1 protein-coding gene is annotated in these 770 nt (G+C 38.3%); it reads left to right on the top strand.

Features of this window, described 5'->3' with window-relative positions:
* Positions 1 to 770: galactose-binding domain-containing protein (locus RM520_RS15185; RefSeq protein ID WP_311388561.1), on the top strand; the 770-nt coding region annotated here is incomplete at both ends.

Here is a 770-nt window from a genome sequence, read left to right as displayed (position 1 = left end):
ACTTCGCAATCTTCAACTTACGGATTTGGATATGCATCTTATGCCATTGATGACAACACAAATGGCACTTCACCTTGGTCTGCTGATTTACAACATACCAATGAAGAATCACAACCATGGTGGCAAGTAGATTTAGGGAATTTAAGTACTATAGAAGAAATAATAATCTACAATAGAACAGACAAACTGCAACAGCGTTTGAATAATTTTTATGTCTTCATTTCAGCAACGCCATTTGATGAAAACCAATCGTTACAAGACTTAATTGACGACAATAATGTTGAAAACCAATTCTTTAGCGGCAATGCAGGTTTACAAGAAAATTTCAATTTCTCAAATACTGGCAGATATGTAAGAATTCAACTCAGTGGAACGAATCAAACATTACATATGGCTGAGATTCAAATTATAGGGTGCCAAGGAGGTAGTATTGATCCTTGTGCAGGAGCACCACAAGCAACGATTGTCGCTGTTGGACCATTTGAAGAAAATGACGGAATTAAGAGCCTTCAAGCTAGTCCAAGTGGAGGAAATTGGGGAGGTGATGCGCTCGCAAATGGTACTTTTGATACAAATCAAGAACCTGGGACTTATACCGTAACATATTCTTTTATTGATGGCAATGGTTGTAGTAGCGAAGATAGTTTAGATATTGTCATTAATGCTGCTCCTGACCCTTGTGATTCATTTGAGGCAACGATAACACCAATTGGTGACTTAAATACAGCATCAGGAATCCAATTCTTCAATGCGCTTCCTGCTGGTGGTAG

The organism is Croceitalea vernalis (assembly GCF_031846405.1).
Taxonomy (GTDB): Bacteria; Bacteroidota; Bacteroidia; order Flavobacteriales; family Flavobacteriaceae; genus Croceitalea; species Croceitalea vernalis.
The sequence above is the reverse complement of the archived record's forward strand: the minus strand, read 5'-3'. Positions and strand labels throughout refer to the sequence as shown.